This window comes from Variovorax sp. GW821-FHT09A10 (assembly GCF_059418385.1).
The window spans coordinates 584,250-601,916 of the sequence record NZ_JBWKPT010000004.1 but is presented as its reverse complement, the minus strand read 5'-3'; the positions used below and the strand labels follow the sequence as shown (position 1 = coordinate 601,916).

The window sequence follows — 17,667 nt, the reverse complement described above, 5'->3', positions numbered from 1 at the left end:
TCAGTTTTCCCCGAACTTGCGGCGGTACAGCACGTCGAAGACGACGGCGACGATCAGCACCTGGCCGATGATCACCATGCGCTTGCCGATGGGCACGTCGAGCAACAGCATGCCGCTGTCCAGCGACTGCATGATGAGCGCGCCCAGCACCGAACCGAAGATCGAGCCGCTGCCGCCCGCCAGCGCCGTACCGCCGATGACGGCCGCCGCGATCACGTACAGCTCCATGCCCGTGCCCAGCGAGTTGGTGCCCGCGTTGAGCCGCGCGATCGACACGATGGCCGCCACCGTCACCAGCACCGCCAGCAGCGCGAACAGCATCAGCGTGACGCGCTGCACCGGAATGCCCACCAGCGCCGCCGCGTCGGGGTTGCCGCCCATCGCGAACACGTAGCGGCCGAAGCGCGTGCGGTGCACGATGAACGACAGCACGATCGCCACCGCCGCCCAGATCAGCACCGGGATCGGAATGCCCTGCGGCTCGCTCTTGGACGAGATCTGGTAGCTGTTCATCACCCAGGCGAAGCCGACCACCACCGCCACCGGCACCGCCGTGAGCAGCACGTCGAGCCACAGCGCCTCGGTCGGCATGTCGTAGCGCTGGCGCGCGCGGCGCTTTTGCACCATGCGCCCGAACAGCACCAGCGCCACCAGCCCCGCGAGCACCCAGCTGGCCGTGACGCCGATGCCGCCGTCGTAGCCGCCGCCCAGGCGCTGGAAGAACTCGTCGTTCACCGGCTGCGTCTTGCCGTCGGCCACCAGGAAGGCCGCGCCGCGAAACGACATCAGCCCGCCCAGCGTGACCACGAACGACGGCACGCCCAGCACCGCCGTGAGCCAGCCCTGGTAGATCGATACCAGGAGCGCCACCGCGAGCCCCGCGAGGCAGGCCGTGGGCCACGACCAGCCCGAGGTGTACTGCAGGTAGGCGATGAGCACGCCGACGAAGCCCATCACCGAACCCACCGACAGGTCGATGTGGCGCGCCACGATGATCAGCACCATCACCGTGGAGACGATGCCGACCACCGCCGTCTGCTGCGCGACGTTGTAGAGGTTCTCGGGCGAGAGGAACACGCCGCCCGACATGATGCTGAACGCCACCGCCATCGCGGCCAGCAGCACGCACATCAGGAGCAGGCGCAGGTCGATGCCGGTGCGGCGCCACCAGCCGGGTGTTGGATCGCTCATTTTTTCAAGCCCCCTCAGGACGGACTACAGGTGCGCAACCGCCCACCGGCAGGCCCTTGCGGGTCGGCCGGAAGCCATGTTGCGAAGAGATGGAACGGCGCGCTCAGCGGGAAGCTGAACGCGCCGGTGGTTGCAGCGTTACTTGCAGGCCGCGGGCGCGTTCGCGCCCGAGACGCCCTTGCAGAGTTCGTCCTTCTTGATCCAGCCGGCCTTGACGATCACGTCGAGGTTGTCGCGCGTGATCGGCACCGGCGTCAGCAGGCGCGAGGACAGCGAGATCTTCTTGGCACCGCCGGCCCAGGGTGCGGCCTTGTCGACCGGCTTGCCGGCTGCGAGCGATACCGCGGCCGTGGCGGCTTCGCGGCCGAGTTCGCGCGAGTCCTTCCAGATCGTCGCGGTCTGCGTGCCCAGCGCCACGCGGTTCAGCGCGGCAAAGTCGGCGTCCTGGCCCGACACCGGAATGCCGCGCAGGCCCTTGGCCGTGAGCGCCGCCACCGCACCGCCGGCGGTGCCGTCGTTGGCCGCCACCACCGCATCGACCTTGTTGCCGTTCTTGGTGAGGATCTGCTCCATGTTCTTCTGCGCGACCTCGGGCTTCCAGCCTTCGGTGTACTCGTCGCCGACGATCTTGATGTCGCCCTTCTTGATCGCGGCGTCCAGCACCTCTTGCTGGCCGGCGCGCAGGAAGTCGGCGTTCGGGTCGCTCGGCGAGCCCTTGATGATCACGTAGTTGCCCTTGGGCTTGACCTTGAGCACCTCGCGCGCCTCCATGCGCCCGACCTCGACGTTGTCGAAGGTGATGTAGAACACGCCGGGCGCCTCGATCAGCCGGTCGTACGCCACCACGGGCACCTTCTGGCGCGTGGCCTTCGTCACGGCGGGCAGGATCGCGTCCTTGTCCATCGCCAGCACGATCAGCGCCTTCGCGCCCTTGGACATCAGCCCCTCGATGTCGCCCAGCTGCTTCTCGGGCGAGCCGCCCGCGTCGGCGCTGATGTATTTCGCGCCGAGTTTTTCCAGCTGCGCCTTGATCGCGGCCTCGTCGGTCTTCCAGCGTTCTTCCTGGAAGTTGGACCAGCTCACGCCGACCACGGTCTGCGCCATCGCGCCCACGGCCGTGAGACCGAACGCCAGGGCGGCCAGGGTGTGTTTCGTTGTCAGTTGCATCGATGTCTCTCCTCAGAACGGTGGGCCGGGGTAGTTAGTTTGAGTGGCGAACTAACTATCCCATCGGCGGGAGGTTCCGGGCACCCGGGAATTCCCCGAGACGTGGGCGAAGGCACGGATGGGTGATGGGCTTGGCAGTACGAAGAAGGATTGCCTGGGGATGCCGTGAGTTCGTGAGCAGGCATGAAAAAGGCCCCCGAAGGGGCCTGATGTGTGATTGCGCTTTTCGCGCTGGGCCTGCGGCCAGGGTTACTTCCTTACGCCGTCAGTGCCACCACTTCCGCATCCGTGAGCTTCTGCGGCTGGTAGCGCACCGCGCGGACGTGGAAAAAGGGTTGATTGCTGCCGCCGTAGGACAGGTTTCCAACGCCAAGGTTGGCGAACGGCGGGACCGTTGGCAGGGCAGCCTTGAGGAGTTGGCCGTTGCACGCGAACCGAAGGCCATCGGCGCCATAGCTGAGGGCGACCTTGACCGGGCTCCCAACAGGTGTTCCCTGGAGTCCGACCGAGACCGTGTTCGGCCCCGACGGACCGTTGACAGCCGAGTAGGCGTAGGCGAGCGCCGACGCAGTGAACCCGATGCCCACGCGATTTCCGACCGCTGTGCCAATCTCGACAAGATTCCTTGCCGTTGTGTCTCCCTCTTTCGGCCGTCCAAACTCCATGAGGATGGTGCCTTCAGCGGCATTGCACCAGCCCTTCTTTGCGTCGACGAGGACGAGATCACCTGCTCTCGTGGTTGCCCCGGAGGTAGCGGCGTCTGCCTGTCGGGTTGTCGTTGCTGAAGTGGCGCCGTCAGCGAGACGCGTCACTGTCGCCGTCGTTGTCGGGATATAGCTCGACGCGGACGACGCCTGTTCCAGCTGCAAGCCCGTGAACTTGAAAGCCCGGGCGCTGTTGGTGCCGTACTTCCAGATACCCGACACAGTGCTGGGAACGGATGCATCGGTGGTCCGCGTGCCCGTGAGCCGGTACACGCCGCCCCCGACATGCGTCATGGTGCAGGCGGCGGGAGAGATTGGCGCGTTCGCGATGACGAGCGCGAAGTCCGCCGCGCCGCCAGACGCGGGCATGCTGGGCGCTCCGCCGTCATCCATCTTCACGAAACAGGAAATCACGTAGGTGGTCGACGGCGCAAGAACAGGCGACTTGGCGGCATAAGACGCGAACGTGCCGGCTGGCGGCGGCGCAGGGAATGCGATGCCTGTCGTGAACCCCAGCTCGCTCCAGGACGCCGCCGCGCATCCGATCCTGACGGGCACATCCGCAAGCCCATTGCGAAACTCGCTCTCGGTCAACAGGTTGGTGCTGGACACCTCTTGCATGAGCCAGGGTGCGATGGTCAGGTCGGCGGGGTTGTAGGTCATCCGCGCGGCGCCCGCCGCAGCGGTCTTCATCACACCCATGGCGTCGAAGTAGGTGCCGATGGATGCGCGGCCGGTGAAGGTCTCGGTGCTCGGGATGTAGCTGGTCGCATAGGCACCGGCTTCGAGCTGGGCGCCCCAGATCTGAAAAGCGCCGCTATCGGGACCTGCATCGGTGAATCCGGCATAGCAGGCCATCGCATCACCGACACCGATGCCAGTTGCCTGTGTGTAGGTGCAACGAAACCACCCATTCCCTACGGACCGCATTTCCCACCCGGCCCCTGAGATGGAGGGGGCGGCACCCGACAACGTGCACAGGCCAAAGGTGAAGTTTGTGGACGTCGTACTGTTGCGCAGCAGGAGTGAGATGGGAGCCGCTCGGGAGACATTTCGAACGTAGACGGAATAGGTCAAGACAGTGGAAGTCGCAGCTGGCCCTGTTTGAGCGAACGGCCCGGTCGGCGCGCCCGACACCTCAACAGCCCGAAGACTTCCATCTGGAGCCAACTTTCCCGACGCTCGAAAGAGGCCGCTCGTTGCCCACGGCGTCAGGTGCATGTCGCTGCTCTTCTGCAGGATGTTGGTGCGCTGCTCCTCGACCATCAGCACTGGGGGCAAGGTCAGGTTCGATGGCTCGTGGCTGTTGCGCGCAACACCCGCCGCCGCATAGCGCAGGACGCCGTTCACGTCGTAGTAGCTGCCGATGGAGCTGCGCGCCGTGACGGCATCGACGCTGGGAATGTAGGAGCTTGCGAACGCGCCAGTCTCAAGCTGCGCGCCCCAGATGTAGATACCGGCAACACCGTCGCCCGACCCACTGGTGCCAACAGAAGAACCGGGGTAGATGGCGGCCACAAGCGCGGCAGAAGCATCGCTCGTGAAAACCAATTCGACACGACGCCAGCCATTGCCTGCATCGACAACCCTTTTCGAAACCTCGACAAATCCGCCGTTCACCACACCTGCGGCTGTCATCGTTGTCAGATTGAAGGGAATGCTGATGCTGTCAGCAGAAGAGGCGCCTCGCGCATAGATCCAGCCGCTCGAAGAGCCTCCCGCCTTCGCATAGAAGGAGTAAGCGTAGGTGGTCGCTGTTGCAGCCTTGGCAACAGTCTGAACGACGTGGCCGAGGCCTGCGGCGGCGCCGCTGTTCAGAATCAGCTTGCATGCATCCCATCGCCCATTGGGCGCAACAGCGGCTTCCGGCACCGGCGTGGCATTCGACCTTGTCCACGTTGGATATCTATCGAAGCGAGACGAGAACAACAACAGGTTCTGCCGCGGGCTTTCGATCAGCAACCCCTTCGAAGCTTTCGTGATCGGATCGAAATCGAAGCGCGGCGTGGGGCTGGGCTGAATGAAACCCTGCGAGTTGACGCAGGTGCCGTTGGTGCCACCAGAGTAGGTGAACAGCTCTGTGAAATTCTTGTCGGTGAGCGTGGTGGTCATTGCGTTTCGATGCTGTTGTGGGTGAGGGGCCAGCCCGCGGAGATGTCATAGGCCTCGGTCTCAGCCTCTGTCCGGAGTTGGTCGATGGCGGCGTGGTGCGTGCGCTCAGCACTGAAGCACGCCTGGACATGCAGGCCGATCGCGCGGGCCACACCACGAAGTTCGTCGATGGTCAGGCGCGCCCATCCGCTGTCGGCCTTGAAGTCGACGGCGTCGATGCCCGCGATGTCGGCGTTGACGATCACCGCCGTGATGCGGTCCTGGTCGGGCTTGCCCGTGAGAACACGCACGCCGTTCTGCAATGTGATGCCGCCGGTTTCGATTTCCCATCGATGCTCGGTGACGCGCTCGCGCAGTGAGCGACGACGGTCCTCCATCGTTCGCGGATCGAGCCAGGCGCGTTGCGTCCAATCGAACACGTGGTGTTCGTCTGGCTTCGACGGCATGTCGACAGGCTTCCCATCCGCGATGTATTGGTCGAATCGGGCTTTTCCCACATGGACAGACTCGCCTTCGAAGGCCTGACTGAGGCACTCGTCCTCGGAGCCGGCATAGCCTGAGCGAACGACCTCTCCGGTCGCGGTTCTATAGACAGTGAAATCGATCATGTTCAACGACGTGTGGCAATTGCATAGATGAAAGAGCCGGAGAGACCGGAGGGCGATGTAGAGGAGATTTCGATCACGGAGTCACCTGGCCAACATTGAAAATTTGCACCACCAGTCACAGTGGTACCTGCAATGCCTGCACCAAACCAGACCTGGTTTCCGTTCACTTTGATCGAGACAAATCCCGTCATCATCAAAAAGACAGTCCCCATTGCGAAGACCTCCAACGTCTGCCCCGTGCTGTTGCGGTAGAGCAATTGGCAGACATTCCCCGGCGAGACTGCGTATCTGGGAACGGTGACCGCTTCGCCGCGAATGTTGAGCGTGCCGATCACGTCGGCCTGACCGATCGTCAGCCCTCCCCGATCCAGGTTGAAGCCAGGCCCCCACAAGCGGAAGCTATCCCCTCCGTTGGGGGTCCCCAGCATCTGCAGGCCGCAAGACCCCTGGGTGAAGTCGACAAAAGAGGCCCCATCCGGTGCCTTGGCGAGTATCCAGCCCCATCTGCCATCGCCGTACCACTTGTCGGTGGAGCGGATGTAGCCCCAGTCCGTTCCCGCCATGTTCCCGTTGATCGTGATCTGACCCGCACTGATGTAGTTCAGCTTCGAGATCGTGGCCGTCAACTGCTCCACATCCAGCGAGCGGGCCTTGATGGACCCGTCGACAAACAAGTTGCCATCCATGCCGATGGTGCTGGCACCGTCCACGGGACCGACGATGAACGGGTACTTGGTCTCTCCGCCCGTGGCAGTCTGGGCGATCGCGAACTTGTCGACGAGCACGACCATCTTGCTCTCGACGTTGTCACTGTCGAGCAGGATCCCGGCGACCCGGTTGTTGGCCGTGACGTTGAGCTTCCACGTCGACTTGACCTTCCCGTCAAGCGTCGCAAGTGCACTCGACGTCGCAGTGATCGACGCAGTGTTCCCATTGACCTTGGCCGTCACATTGGTCAGCGCCGTCGCCTGGCTCGTGATCGCGCCTTCCGCGCTCGTCACGCGCGTCGTGAGCGCATTGACCGCGGTGGCGTCCGCCTTCGTTGCCTCCGCCTTGGTAATCCGCAGGCTGTCCGTGACATCCTCGAAGCGGAACCCCTGGATCTCTGAATAGCCTGTCGTGCCACCCGTGTGGTTCAGGGCGAAGCCGGGGCTGACCGAGGTATCACCGAAGGCGCTGCCGAGGAGGTCCAGCGAGATCAGGGTCCAGACGTTGTTGGGCAGGCTGCCGATCGCGATGGGACTGTTGCTGTAGTTGCCCAACGTGTTGCGCCACCAGGTCCAATAGTGCGTGCCGTTGGCATCCACGCGTCGGACCCATGCCGTGAGGCGGTAGGTCCGCGCCGGATCGATCACTACCTTGCTCTTCGAGTAGTTCCAGAAGTTCGCGCCGCCCACGGGCGAACGGCACACCGTCGTGGCGACCTTGCCGGTCGTGGTCGTGACGAAGTACGTCGCCAGGTTGGTGCCGTAGTGGCTGCGCCAGGCCGCTGCGTTGGCCAGGCTCTCGTCTGCCGTCAGGCTGGCCTGCGAGTCGGCACGTCCCAGCTCCAACCCGCTGTTGATGCTGGTGATCGCATCGCCCTGCGACGTGATCAGGCCTTCCGCATTCGTGACGCGCGTCGTCAATGCGGTCAGGGCCGTGTTGCTGGCCTTGCTCGGCAGGCCGTTCGTCGTGTGGTTGACGGTGGCCGACAGCGCCGTGATCGCGTTGGCGTTCGCCGTGTCCGCGGTGACGCGGGCACTCTGCTCGGCCGTCACGGCTGCAGCAGCATCTGCCTTGTTCGTGTTGACGACCGCTTCGAGCGCTTGCCGTGCAGACACCTCGGCCGCATCCGCCGTGATGCGCGCCTGGCGCTCCTCGTAGATCAGGCCGCTGGCGAGCGTCGGGCCCGTCGGCTTCTCCCAGACTTCGAAGGCATTGCCCACGAAGTCGTTGACCAGCGACGCCCCGATCACCGTGTCCAGGCTGCCCGAGGTATCGGGAACGCCCGTGAGCGCCACCGACAAGCCCTGCCGCTGGATCGCCTCTGCGCTGTCCGCCTGCGCCCGCGCCACCGCCTCGGCCTGCAGCGCTGCCGAGCCGGCCGTGGCGTTGCCGGTGACGGTCGCCTGCAATGCGGTGATCGCATTGGCATTGGCCGTGTCGGCGGTGGCGCGCACGCTCTGCTCAGTCACCAGCGCCGCATCGGCGCTGGTCTTGTTGCCCGCGACCGTGGCCGCCAGCGCCGTGCGGGCCGTGATCTCCGCGTTGTCGGCGGCGATGCGTGCCTGGCGTTCGCTGTAGACCAGGCCCGAGCTGACAGCCCCCACGTCCGTGCCGGTGTAGGCACCGCGCACCTGCGTGGCCAGCGATTCGCGCGCCGTGACTTCCGCCGTGTCCGCCGTGGCACGCGCACTCTGTTCGGCGTTGATCGCGGCATTGACGGTGGCCAGGTTCCCGGCCACGGTCGCGGCCAGTGCCTGGCGGGCCGTGACCTCGGCGGCATCGGCATTGGCGCGCGCCGTCTGCTCCGCCACGAGCGCGGCATCCGCGTTCGTCTTGTTGCCGGCCACCGTGGCTGCCAGCTGCTGCCGGGCCGTGACCTCGGCGCTGTCCGCGCTCACCCGTGCATCGCGCTCCGATGCCAGGAGGCCCGAGCTCAGTGCGCCGATGTCATTGCCGTTGTAGGCGCCGCGCAGTTGCGTCGCGAGGTTCTCGCGCGCCGAGACCTCGGCGGCATCCGCACTCGCACGCGCAGCGATCTCGGTCTGCAGCGCAGCGTTCGAGGCGCCCGGTGACGGGCGTCCGATGGCGACCCAGTCGATCTCGAAGTACGCCGTGGCAGTCTGCGCCGCCGACAGCTCGATCCGGAGCTGGTCGATGGCCACATCCCAGCCGGGGCTGACCGTGACCATGCCGATGCCTGCGCCGTCGTAGGTCGGCTCCGTCATCGTCACACGCCGCGACGCATCGAAGCCACTGTCGCTCGCCGCGCGCCAGGACAGCGCGCCGTCCCATGCGGGCGCACCGACCTTGCGCACACGCATGCGGATCTGGCCGTAGGTCGAACCGTTCGCGGCAATCCCCACAGGCGACACGACGAAAGGATCGGTCGCATGGTTGGCGGGGCGGATCCACCCCGCTGCCACGGAGGGCGTGCCATTGCCCGTCCAGGCCTCCAGGCCGGAATCGAAGTACCAGATCTTTGCGTAGTCGAACTGCTCGCCCACGCCTGCCGAGATCAACGTGATCTGCTGTGCCAGGGCTTCGTCGCTCGTGGCGCGCGCACTGCGCTCCTGGTAGATCAGGCCACTGACCACCTGCGACAGGTCCGACCCGCCGTAGCCACCGGTGAGCTGCGCCTGCAGTGTCTCGCGCGCACTGACTTCGGCGGCGTCGGCCGCCACCCGAGCCTGGCGTTCTTCGGCGATCAGGCCACTGCCCACCTGCCCCAACGCCGGTGCCTGCCAGACGCCGTAGCTCTGCTCGGCAAACCCGATGTCCAGCGACGCGCCATCCACGTAGGCCAAGGTGGCGGCGAGGTCCGTCGCGCCGACCAGCGCGACCGTGAGCGACTCGCGGCTGCGGGCCTCGGCCGCGTCCGCGGCACTGCGCGCCGAGGCTTCGTTGCCGATGGCGGCAGTCAGCGACGCGTCCGCGGCCTGCAGCTGCGTGGCCAGTTGCTGGCGTGCCGATGCTTCCGCCGCATCGGCGCTGGCGCGCGTCGTGGCTTCGGTCTGCAGTGCCGCCTGCGCGGTGCTCAACGATGCGTTCAGCGTCGTGAGGCGTGACGACAGCGACTCGTCCGCGGTCTGCCGCGCCGTGGCCTCGTCCGCAATCGCGGCGCTGCGGGCATTGGTCTCGGCAAGCAGCGCCGCCGCCCGCGCGCTCTGTTCGGCGGTGATCGCCGTGGCGCGGGTGCTGGCCTCGGCCGTCACCGCAGCCTTCCGGTCGGCCACCTCCTGCGAGACGGCTGCCACACGTGCCGTGATCTCGGCCTGGTCGGCCGCAGCGCGGGTGGTGGCTTCGGCGGTGAGCGCGTTCGTCACCTGCGTGACCTGCTGCGTTCGCTGCTGGGCCTCGGACACCAATGCCGCCGAGCGCGCGGCCGTTTCTGCCGCCAGGGCGGCCGTTCGCGCAGCCGCTTCGGCGCTCAGGGCCTGCGCGCGATCCTGCGTTTCCTTCGCCAGCGCCTGGCCCTGCGCCTGATCGACGGCCTTGAGCTCGTCGACGGCCTCGTTCAGGCCCTTTTCGAGTTCTTCCAGCGCTTCGTCGATGCCGGGCAGCACCGTGAGCTGCACATACGCGGCCGCGCTGCCGTTGCCGCCGGCATCGACGGCGCGCACCCAGTAGCGCCAGCTGCCCGTGGCTTCGGTGCGAACGAAGGTCCGCTCAGCCGTGCGTCCGATCTCTTCGGAAGTCTCGAGCGTGGCGCCCCGGCGCAGCTCGTAGTACGCGATCGGCTGCATGGTCTTGCAGTCCTGCCAGGCCAGGTCGATCTCGTTGCGCCAGACGGTGCCGTTCACGAGCGGCTGCGCAGGCGCCGCGATGTCGATGGACGCGGAGACCGGCACCGACCATTGGTTGGACGTGCTGCCGTGCGAAGCCCAGACACGCTGGGTGCCCGCGCGCAGCCACCCGAGGTTGGCCGCGACGCCCTTGGCGGAGAACACCTCGTCGGCCAGCTCCCAGCTGGCGCCGATGCGCACGCGGGTCGTGCTCCAGTCGAGCAGGTCGAGCCCGATCGGCTGACCCCAGGTGGCGACGATGCCGGCGTCGGTCACGTCGAGTGTGAGCCCCGCCACGTCGCCAGGCACGCCGCCCTTGCCGACCAGCGTGTGCTCGGCCGTGGCCCACGGGCTCGATGCGTAGGGCGTTCGAAAGCGCGCACGCACTTGGTAGAGGCTGCGCACCGACAGGCCCAGCAGGAAGGTCTCGGTGGCATCGCCCGGCAGTTGCGACGAGTGCCAGTCGCTCACCGGCGCCAGCGAGCGCCATTGCACTTCGACCGCGCCGCTCTTCAGGATGTTGAGCTCGTTCGATTTCGCCCACGAGACGCGGGCGCGCGCCACCATGCCGCCGTCCTGCAGAGACATCTGCGACGGGCCGCTTTCCACCTTGAAGTCGAACGGTGCCTGCGGTTGCAGGAACGGGCTCGGCAGGTTGGTGTTCGGCGCCGCGTCGGCCAGCACCTCGTCGGCCAGGTCGTAGTAGGCCGGCACGTCCTCGATCACGAGCAGCGACAGCGGTGCGTTGCGCGCGTAGGTCCAGTCGGTGACGCGGAAGGTCTTGTTGGTAAAGCCGTACAGCGCGCTCGAGAGCACGATGCGGTCCCCGGGCTGCAGATGCCAGGCCAGCATCTTCGGATGGATGCGCAACACGAAGCCGCCGCGGCTTTGCTCGACCACCACGCGGGCGATCTGGTGGCAGCGCACATGCGAGGTCGTGAAGGCCAGCGCCATGTCGGTGAACTTGTCCTTCGCATCGAGTGCACGGAAGTTCGAGTTCTGGTAGGGCGAGAAGTCCTCGCTGACGCCGTTGCGCGCGCCATTGACATACGTGCCGCGCATGCCGTTGAAGCGACTCGCACCGGGATGGGCGGTCTGAGCCACCGCCGTGGGTGCCAGCATGTCGTCGTCGTCGAGGTTGAGCACCGGCGTGCTCCATGCGCCGGCCTGGACGCGCCAGACGCCGCCCGACTCCAGGCTAAAGCCAGCCATCGCGTCCTCGATCTGCTGACGGGTCGATTCGCGGTCCTGGTCGGAGCGGAACATGCCGTCGCAGACGTACCGGGCGCGCGAGTTGCCGTAGTTCAGCGCGTCGCCTGCTTGCACCGCGGTGTAGACCTGCTCGTCGCAAGCGTTGGCGGCAGCGATGAGCGCGTTCTCGTCGATCTGATCGGCCGCCGCGAGGTAACCCGACTCCGAGCGCAGGAAGTCGGCCAGGCACAGTGCCGGGTTGCGCGAGTAGACGGTCTGACCGGTGCGCGGGTCGTGCACCTTCTTGCCGCGAATCCTCGCGGTGATCTCGGGAATGCCACCCTGGAAACGATCGAACAGCAGGTTGAGCGTGACGACCGCATAGGTGCAGCCGCTGAGCTTGTGCTGTTCGGTCCAGAAGTCGACATTGGGGAATGTCTCGTGCAGGCTGGCGCGAAGGAAGCCATCGGCCGTGTCCACGCCGCCGGGCGAGGTGTGAAACTGCACGTTCACCGACGGACCTTCCGAGGGCCATCCGTTGAACAGCGGCGGCATCTGGAACTCGGCACCATCGGTCCAGCCGGCCGCGTTAGGTCGTCCCACCGACGTACCGTCAATGAAGATTTCGTCGATGGCCTCGCACTCGTGCGCCGCGAAGACGATCACGATGTGCTTGAAATGGGCCATCGCACCGCTGTCGAGCACAGCAACGATGGCGCCGCCCACGCGTGCAGGTGCGCCGTAGACCGTCGACCAGGGAGCTTCCGAACTGACCAACGTGGCGGTGCGGTCACGCAGGTTGGCAACGTCTTCGGCGAACTTGCGGGCCGCGGCCTGGCGCGCCTTCTTCTTGGCTTGCGATGAGGCGTAGGCCGAACTCACGATCGAAACGACCGCAGCGACTGCCGCTCCATAGCTCGTGATAGCGGAAATGATCCCGCCGATGATGGACGTCGGCTCCGCATGCGCCACCGCCGCAAAACAAAGAAGACCAAACAGGACGGAGAACCGTCGAATCAAATGCGCCATGCGGCCACCCCCTCGGTCATTGGAAGAAAAATCAATCGGTCGGTGCCGGGCGCCACGATGTGTGAGCCCGTGCAGATGCCGAAGCTGTAGCCCGAAACGCGGCCAATGCGACGGCCGCTGCGAGCCAGCACGACATCGCCGCGTTGCGCCATGCGCCCTGGCTGCGAGGTCCCCAGGAGAGCGGAGGCCGCCGCCTCGAAACCGCCCGAGGCACGCACATGTCGCAGCGCCGTCAGCAGCCTCTTGGGCGCCAATGCACCGCCCGGCGCGCGCAGCGCCTCGAGCGGGTCCACACCGCGCTGCTCGCGCACCCAGTCCGCGGCAATGCTTGCGCAGTCGTGCCTGAAATAGGCGAAGCCGGTATGGCGTCGCGCGTCGATGAAGGCGTCAAGGTCGGTGCTCATTTGCTGTGAACCCCCAGGGTTTGCCGGTATTGAAGATTGGCCTGCAACCACTTGCTGACCCAGATCGACGGATTGCCGATCAGGCCCGTGAGGTAGGAGAAGCCGAGTTCGCCCGGATGCCGCGCCTGGTGCTGCGCGTTGTTCATGCGCAGTGCAGCGGGATTGCTGCGCACGTCGTAGCTCGCCGTGCGGCAGTCCATGCTGATCGAGGCGTTGTTGCCGTCGCGATCGATCTTCATCTGGTCCATCACGCCGACGAAACGCAGCACGGGCGCGCCGGTAATCTGCAGCGTGTTGGCATCGAGCATCGCGATCCACACGCGCACACGACGGTCCTGGTAGTCGGAGGGATCGCCAAGCGCCAAAGCACGTGTGCCGATGTCCACTGGCGAGAGCGTCAGCGTGAGCTTCTCGGCCGCCCCGTCTTCGCTCTCGTGCAGCTCGCCGATGGAGCCGAGGTTGCCCACGCCCTGCCAGGTCTCGCCCATGACCTGGACGCTGAGCGGCCAGTTCGTGAAGCGCGCCGTGCCCGAGCGCAGTTGCAGTTCGACCAGTGCGAGTTCGCCATAGGCGCCGGCGTTGGCGGTGGCCTGAAAGCCGCTGTTGGTGGTGACTGTCATTCCCAGGACTCCATGAGATCGAGGCTGAAGCCGCCCTGCGTGCGCGACTCCGACGACCAGTTGTTCTTGGTATCGACCTTGCGCATGAGGCAGGTCGGACGATCCCAGACCACGGCGCTGCCGGCGGCCACGGCCACGCGCAACACTGGCTCGACCGACACCACGATCAGCCCCGACGCGTTCGCCACGGCATCGGCCTGCACATGCAGCAGCTGTCGCTGGATCGATCCCTGGTTGACACCGATCCAGTCGCCCTGCAGCAAGGTCTTTCCGGCTTGCGCCGCACCCATCTGGATCGACAGCGACGACGCGCCCGCCGCAGCGGCCAGCGCCGTCCATGTGCCCCGCGCGCTACCGCACGGGGCCGGCTGCAACATGTCGCTGACCGCGAGCACGTTGACCTGGCCGCGCAGCGCATGCACCAGGCTGCGCCACATCGCGGCCTCGTTCATCAGCGGAATACGCTCTTCGCTCACGAGCGCACAGGTGCGTCGCGGCGGTGCCAGCACGGCGACCTGCGACGAGCCGGTGTCGCCACTGCTGAAGCTCAGGTCGAAGGTCTGGATACCAAAGTCCTGCCGCTTGACAGGCAAGGTGGGGGGCAAGGTGATGATGCTCATTGGGGCACCACCCGCATACGCTTGAGTTGTTCCATTTGGCCTTGGTTGTTTGCTTGAAGTGCACGGTCCAGATCGGCCATCACGGCGCCGCGATCGGACCTCGAATCGATGTGGAAGACGGTGGAGGGCGCGTAGTGCAAGGCACCACCTGAACCCGAACCTTGAGCGCTGATGCCAAGACGTCCGTCGGAGCCACGGCGCAAAGGCATGATGGCTTCGGGCCCGGCCTCGCCCATGAGGCCGATGCCGTTGGCGAAGGGGAAGAAGGTGGGCTTGCCGACCACGCTGTTGGCGTAGGCGTGCAGACCAGGAGACGAAAAGACATTGCCGTTGGCGCTCTTGGTCCATCCATTCAGACCGATCAAGGTGCCGAGGGAGTCACCGCCCAGAAGGTTGGAAATACCTACCGTCGCGGAAGTCCATCCCCCGCCGAAGAGGCCTGAAACTGCGCTGAGGATTCCACCGAGCCCCGAAGAAGAGGAGCCTCCATCGGGTTTGGATCCGCCTCCCGAGATTGACCCCTTGAGCGCACGGGTCAGCCAGCCGGCGAAGCCGTCCACCGCGTCCTTCAGCGTTGCGTCGTAGAACGCATCGGCCAGCGACTGCACGAGCTTCTTCTTGAGCCCTTCGCCCATCTTGTCTATGGCATCCCGACCGCCGCCTTCCAGGAGATTCACGAAGCCGTCGCGAAACACGCCACCGATTTCGCCGGCCATCTTCTTCGACTTCTCTTCGTCCTTTTCCTTCTCCTTCTTCTGCTTCTCGTCGGTGGTTTTCAGGCGTTCAGAGTCCCGCGTTGCCGCAGCCAGCTCCTTCTCGGCAACAAGACGAGCCTGCAGCGACTTCAGGTAGGCCGGATCGACGTTCTCGGTTGCATCGAGCTCCTGGATCTGCCGCTCGGTTTGCGCGATGGTCCGCTGCTGGATCGCTTCCGTTGACAAGCCATGCACGGCGTTCTGTTCTTCCAAGGCGCGCGTCTGTTCGCGGACCTTTTCGGTGGCTTGCTGCGAAGTCTTGAGTACCGCGTTTCGAGGCGTTGCATCCAGCTCCGCATACGAGCGTTCGGCATCGTCGTTGACAAACCGGCGTTGCTGCTCGACAGTTTTCGAACGGACCTCCAGCTTCTGCCTGTCGGCGGCCGATCCCTTCTTGGTACCCAACAAGCGCAGTTCGGCCTGGATCTCGTCTTCTTGGTCCTTCAGGTCCTTCAGGCGCAGATCCCGCTTCTGGCGCACAACTGCGTAGTCATCGAGCAGGTCGCGTTTGCGCAGGCTGTCGATATTCTTGAAGCCTTCTGCGGTGAGTCGCGCCTTGGCGCTGTAATCCTCGCGGACGGCCTCGAGACTTGCTCGACGGGCTTCGTCTTCGGCGCGGTCAATGCCGGAAGCGCCTGTTCCAACTCGTCGCCCGGCATCTTTTTTCTTCTCGTTGGCTTCGTCAATCTTGGCAATTCCTGCTCGTTGAGTACGAGCATCGTCCGCATTGTTCAACGCAACTGATGAAGAGACTCTCAAACCCTCGAACAACACCGCTCTCTTCGCGACGGCCTCTTCTCGATCCTTGTCCAGCCTCGCCCCAGCCTTGCCTCGGCCGAAAGCCGCCCCCTCGCCGTTGCTGACAAAGCCATTGCCTTGCTTGAGAAGATCGATCTGCGCGATCTCCTTGTCGATCGCTTCGATCTGCTTTTGAAGCGTGACGGGGCGCCCAACGTTGAGCATGGCATCCCAGGCTCTCTGGGCGAATCCGGTCACATTCAGCCAGGCGCGTTGCAGACTGCCGAGATTGGCGACAACCTCGGTGGTACGTTCTTTCATCGCGACGGCGAATGTCTTCTGCGCGAGCGCAGCCGCTTCTTCCGTCTTCCCTTGCTTCTCCAGCGCGACGATGCGCTCGTAGGTGCTCGCGCTCAGGTAGTGGTAGGTCTCATTGAGCTTGGCTGATGCCTTGGAAGGCTCGTCAGCCAGCTTGACGAAATTGCTCACGGCCTCATTGATCGACGTGCCGAGCACCCGATTCATTTCCGCCGTCGCGCCCGCCACTTCGCTCACGACGTCGCCGCCGATCCTGCCCGTGTTGACCACTGCGGTCACGGCTTCGGCGGCCCTGGCCTGTGTACCCTTGGTCCCGGCGATCTCGATGGCTGTTGTCTGGAGCTGATCGCTGGTAAGGCCGACGTAGTTGCCGGTCATTGTGTTGGCGTTGGCGTAGGCCGCGGCTTCCTTGCTGCCTTCGACATACGCGTCGGTCAGCAGGGTCACCGCTTTGGTCGCCAGACTGACCCGTGTGGACGCACTCAGAAGGTAGTCACCCAGGGCCTCGGTCGCAGGGCCCATGCCGCCGAGCGTCGAGACGAGCTTGTCGCCTTCATTCAGCAACGATGTGAAGGGCGACTTCCCACTCTGGATACTTGAAAAGAGGCTTTGAACTGAGGAGGAAACCTCCTTCACCGAGGAAGAGACGTCCTTGGCAGCGGCATCGCCCCTCGCCTTCGCTTCTTTGGCTGAAGTCTCGACCTTGGCCTTGGCCTCTTCCGCCCGGCTCGCTTCGGTCGAGATCCTGTCGATATATTCTGAAAATTTGTCGGCGAATTCGGAAAGGCTCGTATTCATCGATGACGCGTCCATCGTCTTCCGGATTGCCGTTTTTTGTGTCGCAGCCATGTCTGTATGGTCCGTTTGAGAGAAAGAAAAAATAAGGCCGACATCTGCCGGCCCCAAGCTCCTTCGATGGCCGTCGGCCCGCGCTGTTGCTAGACGTTCAGCACCGCAATGCCTTCGTCTTCCATCACCTGCAGTTGCAGGAACACCTCGCGCTGGCGCACACGCGGAATGCCCAGGCGCCGCATCGCCACGTCGACCGCACCGAAGTCCAGCCCCTGGAACCACGCGCCTGCCGCACCGGCGACCACTCGCCATTGCGTGCGGCAGGCGTGGAACACCTCGAAGGCTTCCTGGTGTTCCGGCCACAGCTCGAATGGCGGCGGGCCGTCCCCGTTCGCCATCGAGGAGACGAGCTTTTTCGGGTCGAGCCCGAGCGACGCGCACTGGCTGCGGAGATCGTCGTCCAGCTCGTCATGGACGCGATGCGCGACTCCGAGCACGAAGCGCGCGGCGCCCCTCAGTTTTTTACGGCGGCCGGGTACGCGTGCTCGAAGTAGCTGTAGGCAATGGCCGCCTCGAAGGTCGGCCAGTCCTCCGCGGCTGCGGCGCGGTTGTCGGGCGTGCAGATGAAAGGCGCGTTGTCTTCGCCCTCCAGGCCCTTCCAGTCGGCCAGCACCATGTCGAGCAGTTCGCGGTCGGTGAGGCTGCGCGCGTCCAGCCGCGCCTGCAGCGTTTCGTTGTCGGTCTTGGACAGGCGCTTGAAGACGGCGTCGAAACGCACCTCCTCGACCTGGCCGTCACCGGGCACACGCATCACCACGGGGGCGATGAAGGTGGGCTTCACGGCGATCTTGAGCTTCTGGGGCATCGGGTTCTCTTCCTTGTGTCTTGAATGAATGACTGGGTGCTTGAGCGAATGAAGAAGAAGGCC

At 65.2% G+C, this 17,667-nt stretch carries 11 protein-coding genes; all 11 read right to left on the bottom strand.

Annotated features, from left to right (window positions below):
* Complete coding sequence (locus AC07Q9_RS19525) at positions 1-1,191, bottom strand: sugar ABC transporter permease (protein ID WP_495311379.1); 1,191 nt, start codon at positions 1,189-1,191, stop codon at positions 1-3.
* Between the two features lie 138 nt (positions 1,192-1,329).
* Positions 1,330-2,352: a D-xylose ABC transporter substrate-binding protein gene (gene xylF, locus AC07Q9_RS19520; protein ID WP_370869643.1), complete on the bottom strand. Its 1,023-nt coding sequence runs from the start codon at positions 2,350-2,352 to the stop codon at positions 1,330-1,332.
* Between the two features lie 263 nt (positions 2,353-2,615).
* Entirely contained in the window at positions 2,616-5,174 is a 2,559-nt protein-coding gene (locus AC07Q9_RS19515; protein ID WP_495311377.1) for a phage head spike fiber domain-containing protein, read from the bottom strand.
* Positions 5,171-5,782 (bottom strand): DUF4376 domain-containing protein, encoded by a 612-nt coding sequence (locus tag AC07Q9_RS19510; protein WP_495311375.1) that lies wholly within the window; start codon positions 5,780-5,782, stop codon positions 5,171-5,173. The genes AC07Q9_RS19515 and AC07Q9_RS19510 overlap by 4 nt, the downstream gene beginning before the upstream one ends.
* 2 nt (positions 5,783-5,784) lie before the next feature.
* On the bottom strand, positions 5,785-12,492 hold the full coding sequence (locus AC07Q9_RS19505; protein WP_495311373.1) for a phage tail protein: 6,708 nt from the start codon (positions 12,490-12,492) through the stop codon (positions 5,785-5,787).
* Positions 12,480-12,896, bottom strand: a complete 417-nt coding sequence (locus AC07Q9_RS19500) for a DUF6950 family protein (protein ID WP_495311371.1) — start codon at positions 12,894-12,896, stop codon at positions 12,480-12,482. The genes AC07Q9_RS19505 and AC07Q9_RS19500 overlap by 13 nt, the downstream gene beginning before the upstream one ends.
* Complete coding sequence (locus tag AC07Q9_RS19495; RefSeq protein WP_159274826.1) at positions 12,893-13,516, bottom strand: hypothetical protein; 624 nt, start codon at positions 13,514-13,516, stop codon at positions 12,893-12,895. Before AC07Q9_RS19495 ends, AC07Q9_RS19500 begins: the two co-directional genes overlap by 4 nt.
* The gene (locus AC07Q9_RS19490) at positions 13,513-14,136 is read right to left on the bottom strand and encodes a hypothetical protein (protein WP_495311369.1); all 624 of its coding nucleotides are present in this window, start codon (positions 14,134-14,136) and stop codon (positions 13,513-13,515) included. The genes AC07Q9_RS19495 and AC07Q9_RS19490 overlap by 4 nt, the downstream gene beginning before the upstream one ends.
* The gene (locus tag AC07Q9_RS19485) at positions 14,133-16,796 is read right to left on the bottom strand and encodes a phage tail tape measure protein (protein WP_495311367.1); all 2,664 of its coding nucleotides are present in this window, start codon (positions 16,794-16,796) and stop codon (positions 14,133-14,135) included. Before AC07Q9_RS19485 ends, AC07Q9_RS19490 begins: the two co-directional genes overlap by 4 nt.
* An 89-nt stretch (positions 16,797-16,885) precedes the next feature.
* A complete protein-coding gene (locus tag AC07Q9_RS19480) occupies positions 16,886-17,236 on the bottom strand; it encodes a DUF1799 domain-containing protein (RefSeq protein WP_139700586.1) in 351 nt (116 codons plus the stop codon).
* A gap of 17 nt (positions 17,237-17,253) precedes the next feature.
* Positions 17,254-17,604 (bottom strand): hypothetical protein, encoded by a 351-nt coding sequence (locus AC07Q9_RS19475; RefSeq protein WP_095950412.1) that lies wholly within the window; start codon positions 17,602-17,604, stop codon positions 17,254-17,256.
* Between the last annotated feature and the right edge of the window lie 63 nt (positions 17,605-17,667).

Bases quoted from the DNA above. Each gene is read 5' to 3' on its own strand.
- AC07Q9_RS19525 (WP_495311379.1), bottom strand. From the start codon at position 1,191: ATGAGCGATCCAACACCCGGCTGGTGGCGCCGCACCGGCATCGACCTG.
- AC07Q9_RS19515 (WP_495311377.1), bottom strand. From the start codon at position 5,174: ATGACCACCACGCTCACCGACAAGAATTTCACAGAGCTGTTCACCTAC.
- AC07Q9_RS19510 (WP_495311375.1), bottom strand. From the start codon at position 5,782: ATGATCGATTTCACTGTCTATAGAACCGCGACCGGAGAGGTCGTTCGC.
- AC07Q9_RS19505 (WP_495311373.1), bottom strand. From the start codon at position 12,492: ATGGCGCATTTGATTCGACGGTTCTCCGTCCTGTTTGGTCTTCTTTGT.
- AC07Q9_RS19500 (WP_495311371.1), bottom strand. From the start codon at position 12,896: ATGAGCACCGACCTTGACGCCTTCATCGACGCGCGACGCCATACCGGC.
- AC07Q9_RS19495 (WP_159274826.1), bottom strand. From the start codon at position 13,516: ATGACAGTCACCACCAACAGCGGCTTTCAGGCCACCGCCAACGCCGGC.
- AC07Q9_RS19490 (WP_495311369.1), bottom strand. From the start codon at position 14,136: ATGAGCATCATCACCTTGCCCCCCACCTTGCCTGTCAAGCGGCAGGAC.
- AC07Q9_RS19485 (WP_495311367.1), bottom strand. From the start codon at position 16,796: ATGGCTGCGACACAAAAAACGGCAATCCGGAAGACGATGGACGCGTCA.
- AC07Q9_RS19475 (WP_095950412.1), bottom strand. From the start codon at position 17,604: ATGCCCCAGAAGCTCAAGATCGCCGTGAAGCCCACCTTCATCGCCCCC.